The organism is Jatrophihabitans sp. (assembly GCF_051960575.1).
Classification (GTDB): Bacteria; Actinomycetota; Actinomycetes; order Mycobacteriales; family Jatrophihabitantaceae; genus JBQCEE01.
This window is the reverse complement of the sequence record NZ_JBQCEE010000336.1, coordinates 1-8,255: the sequence shown is the minus strand read 5'-3', so window position 1 is coordinate 8,255 and position 8,255 is coordinate 1. Positions and strand designations below refer to the sequence as shown.

Annotated in this window: 8 protein-coding genes; 4 read left to right on the top strand and 4 right to left on the bottom strand. The window is 73.5% G+C overall.

The window, feature by feature from the left end; genetic code table 11:
• From ACTHMS_RS18835 to ACTHMS_RS18820, 4 genes are all read left to right on the top strand, one after another.
• On the top strand, positions 1–583 hold a 583-nt coding region (locus ACTHMS_RS18835; RefSeq protein ID WP_440308199.1), incomplete at its 5' end, for an aminotransferase class IV.
• Positions 584–592: 9 nt separating this feature from the next.
• Positions 593–1,042 (top strand): MarR family winged helix-turn-helix transcriptional regulator, encoded by a 450-nt coding sequence (locus ACTHMS_RS18830; RefSeq protein WP_440308198.1) that lies wholly within the window; start codon positions 593–595, stop codon positions 1,040–1,042.
• On the top strand, positions 1,039–2,367 hold the full coding sequence (locus ACTHMS_RS18825; protein ID WP_440308197.1) for an MFS transporter: 1,329 nt from the start codon (positions 1,039–1,041) through the stop codon (positions 2,365–2,367). The genes ACTHMS_RS18830 and ACTHMS_RS18825 overlap by 4 nt, the downstream gene beginning before the upstream one ends.
• 225 nt (positions 2,368–2,592) lie before the next feature.
• Positions 2,593–3,309: a TrmH family RNA methyltransferase gene (locus ACTHMS_RS18820; RefSeq protein WP_440308196.1), complete on the top strand. Its 717-nt coding sequence runs from the start codon at positions 2,593–2,595 to the stop codon at positions 3,307–3,309.
• Here ACTHMS_RS18820 and ACTHMS_RS18815 read toward each other — a convergent pair.
• From ACTHMS_RS18815 to sepH, 4 genes are all read right to left on the bottom strand, one after another.
• Positions 3,306–3,848 carry a GNAT family N-acetyltransferase gene (locus ACTHMS_RS18815; RefSeq protein ID WP_440308195.1) on the bottom strand — a complete coding sequence of 181 codons (543 nt, stop codon included), beginning with the start codon at positions 3,846–3,848 and terminating at the stop codon, positions 3,306–3,308. The genes ACTHMS_RS18820 and ACTHMS_RS18815 overlap by 4 nt on opposite strands.
• A gap of 15 nt (positions 3,849–3,863) precedes the next feature.
• On the bottom strand, positions 3,864–5,762 hold the full coding sequence (locus ACTHMS_RS18810; RefSeq protein WP_440308194.1) for an ABC transporter ATP-binding protein: 1,899 nt from the start codon (positions 5,760–5,762) through the stop codon (positions 3,864–3,866).
• Positions 5,759–7,555, bottom strand: coding sequence for an ABC transporter ATP-binding protein (locus ACTHMS_RS18805; protein ID WP_440308193.1), 1,797 nt, complete (start codon positions 7,553–7,555; stop codon positions 5,759–5,761). The genes ACTHMS_RS18810 and ACTHMS_RS18805 overlap by 4 nt, the downstream gene beginning before the upstream one ends.
• 101 nt (positions 7,556–7,656) lie before the next feature.
• A partial coding sequence (gene sepH, locus ACTHMS_RS18800) for a septation protein SepH (RefSeq protein WP_440308192.1) occupies positions 7,657–8,255 on the bottom strand: 599 nt, incomplete at its 5' end.

Genomic DNA, 8,255 nt, shown 5'->3' with positions numbered 1-8,255 from the left:
CGATCGATCGGCGCGCGAGCTCTACGACCGCGCCGTGCCTGCCGACCTGTTGGCGCGGGTGCACGCAGCGGCCGCCGGCGCGGGCGTCGGCGTGGTGCGGGTGGTGCTCACGCCGGACGGCGTGGCGGCGGTGACCGCGTCCCCGCCACCGTCGGCCGCGCCGCCGACCGCCTTCCGTACCGTGCGGCGCGACGGGGTCTGGCGGCACAAGTGGGCCGACCGGTCGGAGCTGAGTGCCGACGAGGCGAGCGGCGCCCCGCTCTACGTCGCCGCCGACGGCGCGGTGCTCGAGACCAGCCGCGGCAACGTCTTTATCTTGCTCGCCGACGGCACCCTCGTGACGCCGCCGCTGCGTGACGACGTGCTGCCCGGCGTCACGCGCCGGGCCGTGCTCGACCTCGCGCGCGACACCGGCGGGGCGGTGCAGCTGCGCACCTTCCCGGTCGACGAGCTGTGCGGCAGCGTGGCGTTCTGGACGAGCAGCCTGCGCGGGGCCGTGCCGATCGCGTCCGTCGACGGCGTGCTGCTGCCACGGTGCGACGACGAGGTGGCCCGGGTGGCGGCCCGGTTGTTCGTTAGCTAGACTAACTATGTGGCCACGGTGACGAAGCAGGCGAGTGCGACGACGGCGGAGCTCGCGTCGCTGCTGCGGCCGTCGTTGCTGCGGCTGACGCGCATCCTGCGCAACCAGCGCGCCGACACGTCACTGACGCTGACGGTCATCTCGGCGCTCGCGACCCTGAAGAAGAGCGGGCCGATGAGCGCGGGCGACCTCGCCGCCGCCGAGCGCGTGCAGCCGCCGTCGATGACCAAGGTGCTCACCCAGCTCGAAGAGCGCGGCCTCGTGCGGCGCGACGCCCACCCGACCGACCGCCGCTCGTCGATCATCGCGATCACCGAGGCGGGCCTGGCCCTGCTCGACTCCGAGCGGCAGCGACGGGACGCCTGGCTGACCCGCCAGCTCGCCCGGCTGACCGCCGACGAGCGTGCCCTGCTGCGCAGCGTCGCACCCATCCTCGACAAGCTGGCCGAGGGCGAATGAGCCTGGTCGCCACCGCCCGCAGCGCCGGATCGACCGGTGTGCACGGGATGTTCCGTTCGCTGCGCGTGCGCAACTACCGCCTCTACGCGTCCGGCCAGCTCGTGTCGCTCACCGGCACGTGGATGCAGCGGGTGGCGCAGGACTGGCTGGTGCTCGAGCTGACCAACTCGGGCACGGCGCTCGGCATCGTCACGGCGCTGCAGTTCGGGCCGGCCCTGCTGCTCGGCCTCTGGGGCGGCGTGATCGCCGACCGCGGCGACAAGCGCAAGATCCTGCTCGCGACCCAGAGCGGGCTGGCCGTCGTCGCGCTCGTGCTCGGCCTGCTCGACGTCGCCGGTGTCGTGCAGTACTGGCACGTGCTGGCGCTGGCCACCGTGCTCGGCGTCGTCAGCGCGATCGACACCCCGGTGCGGCAGTCGTTCGTCGTCGAGATGGTCGGACGCGACGAGCTGACCAACGCCGTCGGCATCAACAGCGCGATCTTCAACTTCGGCCGCATCCTCGGGCCCGCGGTCGCCGGCGTCATGATCGCCGCCGTCGGCACAGGGTGGGCGTTCCTCGCCAACGCGGCGTCGTCGATCGCGGTGCTCGCCGCGCTCGCGGCGATGCGGGCCGCCGAGCTGCACCCCGCGCCACCGGTGAGCCGGGCGAAGGGGCAGCTGCGCGAGGGCCTGCGCTACGTGCGCGGCCGCCGTGACCTCGTGCTGGCGATGGTGCTGATCTTCGTCATCGGCACGTTCGGGCTGAACTTCCAGATCACCTGCGCGCTGCTGGCCAAGCAGGTGTTCCACCGGTCCGCGTCCGGCTACGGCCTGCTGAGCACGATGCTCGCCGTCGGTGCCTTCGCCGGCGCACTGATCGCCACGACCCGCCGCAAGCGGCCCACCTCGCTGTTCCTCGTCGTGGCCGCGACCGTCTTCTCGGTGCTCGAGATCGGCACCGGCCTCATGCCGAGCTACGCCGCGTCGGCCGCGCTGCTGGTGCCCACCGGCCTGGCCATGCTGACCCTCACGACGGCGGGGAACTCCTGCGTCCAGCTGGGTGTCGAGCCGACGATGCGCGGCCGGGTGATGTCGCTCTACCTCGTCTGCTTCATGGGCGGCACACCGCTCGGCGCCCCGATCATCGGCTGGATGTCCGGCGTCGCCGGCCCGCGCTGGGGCCTCATCGGCGGCGGTCTGGTCTGCCTCGTGGCGACGTCGCTGCTCGCGCTGCAGGGCGCCCGCCGCCGCGGCCTCGTCCACCCGATGCGGCTGCGCCCGACCCGCGGCGGCCGCACGGCCCTCGCCGTCGAGGATGCCGCCGAGCAGGCCACCGCCGCCTGACCCGCGCCTTCGCCCCGCACCTCTGACCGCCGCCCCTGACCCGCGTCCCCGACCCGCGCCCCCGCCCCGCGATGATCTCGGGGAAACCCCTGCTCCCACGAGGGTTTCCCCGAGATCCTCGGGGTGAGGGGCGGGGCCAGGAGGGTCGGTGGCCGTGCGCATCGAGGTGGTCGACGATCCCGCCGCCCGCGGCTCGACGACTTCCGCGACCTCACCGACGCCGATGTGCGCCCTGACCGGCGCGGCATCGTCATCGCCGAGGGCGTCAACGTGGTCGAGCGGCTGGCGTCGTCGCCCTATCCGGTGCGGGCGGTGATCGGCGTGCCGGCACGCCTCGAGGTGCTCGCGCCGGCGCTGGCCGCGGTCGACGCGCCCGCCTACGCCGTCGACAAGTGGACGCTCTCGCAGGTGGTCGGCTTCCGCGTCACCCGTGGCGTGCTCGCGTCCGCCGACCGGATCGCCGAGCCGGCCCTGCCCGACCTGCTCGCGCGCTCGCGCCGGATCGTGGTGCTCGAAGGGCTGAACGACTTCGAGAACCTCGGCGCGCTGTTCCGCAACGCTGCCGCGTTCGGCGTCGACGCGGTGCTGTTGGACGAACGCTGCGCCGATCCGCTGTACCGCCGCAGCGTGCGCGTCTCGATGGGCCATGCCCTTCGCGTGCCCTTCGCGACGCTGTCCGACCCCTGGCCCGCGGCACTACGGATGCTGCGCGACGCGGGGTTCGAGCTGCTCGCGATGACGCCTCGTGCGGCCGCCGCGCGGCTGCGCGACGTTGTGCCGCCGGCGCGCTGGGCGGTGCTGCTCGGCGCGGAGGGCCCAGGGCTCACCGAGGTGGCGCTGGGCGCCGCCGACCGGTTGGTGCGCATCCCGATGGCCGGTGGCGTCGACTCGCTCAACGTGGCGACGGCCGGCGCGGTGGCCTTCGCGCACCTCTGCGACTAACCCGTGGGCGTCCACTGCGAGCGCAGGATGCCCATGAGCACGACGTCCTCGTAGCGTCCGCGCACCCAGCTGTGCTCACGCAACCGGCCTTCGTGCACGAAGCCCGCCTTCTCGTAGGCACGGATCGCGGCGGCGTTCGACGCGATGACCTCGAGGTGGATGCGACGCAGGTTGCGACGGACGAAGCCGAACTCGACGAGCAGCCGCATCGCGGCCGTCCCGATCCCGCGGCCGCGGGCCGCGGCCGCCAGGGAGATGCCGACCTCGCAGTGCCGGGCGAGGTGATCGCTGTTGAACAGGTCGGCCCGGCCGGCGAACTCGCCGTCGGCCTCGATCACGAAGCTCGCCACGTCGCCGCCGTTCTCCGCCTCCGCATGGCGGGCGAGACGTGCCTCGTACCTGGCGCGGGTGAGCGGCCCCGGGGCCTCCGGGCCGCGCTCCTCCCACGTGTCGAGCTCACTCGCGATCGCGTACATCGCGTCCAGGTCGGCGTCGGTGCGACCCCGCAACGTGACGGTGGGCGTGCTCGCTTCGGACATGATCGGCAGCCTGCCTCAGACGAGCGAGTCACGCCACGAGGCGTGCAGCGTGGCGAACTGCCCGTCGCCGGCGCGGATCAGGTCGGCGGGCGTGCCGTCCTCGATCACCCGGCCGTGCTCGAGCACGAGCACACGATCGGCGAACTCGACGGTCGACAGCCGGTGGGCGATGATCAGGGCCGTGCGCTCGGCGAGCACCGTCCGCAACGCCCGCTGCACCGCGCGCTCGGTCGGCACGTCGAGTGACGAGGTCGCCTCGTCCAGGATGAGCACGGCCGGATCGGCGAGGAAGGCCCGGGCGAACGCCACGAGCTGCCGCTGACCGGCCGAGAGCCGGCCGCCGCGCTTGCGCACGGCGGTGTCGTACCCGTCGGGCAGCGCGCGGCTGAAGGCGTCGGCGCCGACCGCCTCCGCCGCCGCCTCGACCTCGGCCCGCGTCGCGTCGGGACGCCCGAAGGCGATGTTGTCCGCCACCGAACCCGAGAACAGGAAGCCGTCCTGCGTGATCATCACGACCGCCCGGCGCAGCTCGGTGTCGGCCACCTGGCGCAGGTCGACGCCGTCGAGGGTGACCGCCCCGGCCGTCGGGTCGTAGAAGCGGGCGAGCAGCTTCGCGATCGTCGTCTTGCCGGCGCCGGTCGCACCCACCAGGGCGACGGTCTGCCCGGCGGGGATCTCGAGGTCGAGGTCCGGCAGCACCGGCCGCTCGGCGTCGTAGCCGAAGCGCACGTCGCGCAGCGCGACCGCGCCGCGCACCGGCGTGGGCAGCGGCGAGGCGGCCACGGTCTCGGGCACCCCCGGCTCCTCGGCCAGCACGGTCGCGATCTTCTCGAGCGCTGCGGTCGCCGACTGCAGCGAGTTGTAGAAGACCGCGACGTCCTCCATGGGGTCGTAGAACTGGCGCAGGTAGAGCAGGAAGGCGGTGAGCACGCCGAGGTCCAGGCCGCCGTGCGCGACGCGCAGGCCGCCGACGAGCAGCACGGCCACGGTGGCGACGTTGCCCGTCAGGGTCACACCAGGCACGAAGACGGCGTGCAGCTTGAACGTGCGCCCGTTGGCCAGCCGGTAGTCGTCGTTGAGGTCGGCGAAGATCGCGTCGTTGCGCTGCTCGCGCCGGAACGCCTGGACGGCCCGGACGCCGTTGAACGACTCGACGATGTTGACGATCAGGGTCGCCACCGACTCCCGGGTGCGGGTGAACGCGGCGGCGGCCCGCGCCGAGAACCAGCGGTAGAGCACCCACAGCGGCACGAGCGAGGCCAGCGCGATGAGCGCCAGCGGCACGTCGAGCAGCAGCAGCAGCACCGCGATCGCGACGATGTTGAGCAGCGCGGTGAGCAGGCCGTCGAGGCCGGCGTCGAGCAGCTCGTTGAGGGTGTCGACGTCCGAGGTGAGCCGGCTGATCACGCGGCCGGACGTGAAGCGCTCGTGGAACGCGACCGAGAGTCGCTGCAGGTGGTCGTAGAGGCGGCGGCGCAGGTCGAACAGCACCTCCTGGCCGACCGCACCGCTGCGCAGCACGAAGACGGCGCGCAGCCAGCCGGACAGCACGGCGCACCCGCCGAGCGCGACCGTGACCGAGATCAGCGACCCGTACTGCCCCTTCGTGGCCTGTGGCAACGACGTGTCGATGGCGACGCCGACCAGCCAGGGCGCGGCCATGGTCGCGGCCACCTGCAGCAGCGCGATGACCAGCACGGCCGCGACCGCGCGGCGGTGCGGCCGCAGCAGGTCGGCGAGCAGGCGGCGGGCCTCGACCCGCAGGTGCGCCACGCCGTGGGGCACGGTGGACTCGGCCAGCCGGGCGGCCTCGTCGTCGGTGACGCGCCCACGCCAGCGGTCGGCGTCACGCGCGGCCGCCATCTCGGCGGTGCGGCCCTCGACGACCTCCGTGCCGGCCGACGGTTCGGTCACGATCGGCTCTCTTCCAGCTCGGAGGTCTGCGCGAGCAGGTCGCGGTACTCGGGCACGGTGGCCAGCAACTCGGAGTGCGTGCCGACGGCACTGATCCGGCCGTCGGCGAGCAGGGCCACACGGTCGGCGAGCAGCACGGTCGAGGGGCGGTGGGCCACCACGAGTGCGGTGGTGCCGCGCAGCACGCGGCGCAGCGCCGCCTCGACCTGGGCCTCGGTGTGCACGTCGAGCGCGCTGAGCGGGTCGTCGAGCACGAGCACCTGCGGGCGCCCGAGCACCGCACGGGCCAGCGCCAAGCGCTGCCGCTGACCACCGGACAGCGACAGCCCCTGCTCGCCGATGCGGGTGTCGAGCCCGAACGGCAGGTCGTGGACGAAGTCGGCGCGCGCGACGGCCAGTGCCTCGGCCACGTCGTCGTCGGTGATCCCGGGCCGGCCGAGCACGAGGTTCTCGCGCACGCTCGCCGAGAAGAGGGTGGCGTCCTCGAAGGCGGTGCTCACGGTGCTGCGCAACTCGTCCAGGGAGAGGTCGCGCACGTCGAAGTCACCCACCAGCACGCGCCCGGCCGTGACGTCGTAGAGCCGCGGCACCAGCGCGGTGAGGGTGGTCTTGCCCGAGCCGACCGAGCCCACCAACGCCATCGTCTCGCCGGCCTCGACCGTGAGGTCGACGCCGCGCAGCACCTCGACCGCGGTGCGGCCGTCGTCGGCCGCGTACGCGAAGTGCACGCCCTCGAAGCGCAGACTGCGCGCGCGACCAGTCGCCGGCTCGGCCGGGTCGACGATGGTGGGACGCGTGTCGAGCACCTCGAAGATGCGGCGCGACGCGGACGCGGCCTCCTCGGTCATGGCCAGCAGCCAGCCGAGGCTGATGATCGGCCAGATGAGCCGCAGGTACATGGTGAGGAACGCGACCAGCTCGCCGACGCTCATCGCGCCGTGCGCGACGGCGAGCACGCCGCCGAAGGTGACGCCGGTGAGGATGAGCTGCGGGTGCCCCTCGAGCACGGCCCAGAACAGGCCGAGCGTGCGGATCTTGGTCAGCTCGGCGTTGCGCAGGGTGGCGGCCTGGTCGGTGAAGCCGTGCAGCATGCGCACCCGTCGGCCGTATGCCTTGATCACGCGGATGCCGAGCGCAGACTCCTCGACCGCGGTGGCGAGGTCGCCGGTGAGGTCCTGCGCGCGCCGCGCGTCGCGGCTGTAGCGCAGCTCGAAGCGTCGGGTGACGACGACGAGCGGCAGCATCGCGGCCGCCACGAACAGGCCGACCCACGGCTGGATGGTGATCAGCAGCATCAGCACCACCAATGAGGTGAGGCTGTTCGCGACGAGGAACACCATGGCGAGGCCGGTGAAGCGGCGCAGGGTCGACAGGTCGGTGGTCAGCCGCGACAGCAGCTGCCCCGACGGCCAGCGGTCGTGGAAGGACACCGGCAGCCGCTGCACGTGCGCGAACAGGTCACGGCGCAGGTCGCTCTCGACGCCGAGCGCGGCGTTGGCCATGGCGTAGCGGCGGACGAAGAACAGCAGGGCCTCGCACACGCCGAAGAGCAGGGCGAGGCCGGACAGCCAGACGACGCCGGACGTGTCGTGGTGGCGGATCGGGCCGTCGACCACCCGGCCGACGATCAGCGGCACGAGCGACTGCAGCAGCATCGCGCCGCTCGCCGCGCCGATCATGACGGCGACGGCGCGACGGTGGGGCCGCAGCCAGGGGCGCAACCGCGCGAGCGTGCGCAGCGCGCCGCCGGTATGACCGGTCGTCCCGTCCTCCGGTCGCTGCGCTGCGGTCACGTTGATCGACAGTACGACGGGGGTACGACAACGGGCGAATGGTTTTCCGGCGTGCCGCGCCGAGCGCCGGAAGGACGCCGCCGGAGCGGGTCAGCGGGCGGTCATTCGCCCTTCGGGCGCACGCCGAGCAGGATGTCGTCCCACGACGGCACCTTGGTGCGGGCCTGGCGTGACGGCTCACGACGACGCTCCGGACGCCGCACCCGGTTCGGCTCGCTGAGGCTGAGCGGCAGCGGCGGGGTGCCGAAGTCGTCCGACCCGTCGGCCAGGGCGCTCATCGCCGGCACGGGCAGGGCCGGGTCGGGCAGCCGCTCGTGGCTCACGGCCGGCTCGTCCTCGAAGGCGGCCTGGTCGAAGACCTCCTCGATGACCGGCACGGGGCCGGTGTCGGCGTCCGGCATCGGCGGGAAGGCGACCACCTCCGCGGGCGGGGCGACCGAGGTGAGCAGGCCCAGGCGGCCGGTCGGCTGCGGCGGTGCGGTGAGCGGGCGGTCGCTGAGCACCTCGGCGCCCACCGCGTCGGCGGCGGTCACGCTGCGCGTGCTGCGGTGGAAGATCCACTCGGCGGCGTGCTCGTCGTCGCCGTGCGTCCAGCCGGCGCGGACGATCCACTCGCCGTCGGCCCGGCGGCGGGCGTCCCAGCGCACGCTGTTCGGGTTGATGTCCAGGCTGCCGAGCCGGCGGTCGACGAAGTCGCCGA

Excerpts from the sequence above, each read along its gene's own strand:
- ACTHMS_RS18825 (WP_440308197.1), top strand. The coding sequence starts at position 1,039 with ATGAGCCTGGTCGCCACCGCCCGCAGCGCCGGATCGACCGGTGTGCAC.
- ACTHMS_RS18815 (WP_440308195.1), bottom strand. The coding sequence starts at position 3,848 with ATGTCCGAAGCGAGCACGCCCACCGTCACGTTGCGGGGTCGCACCGAC.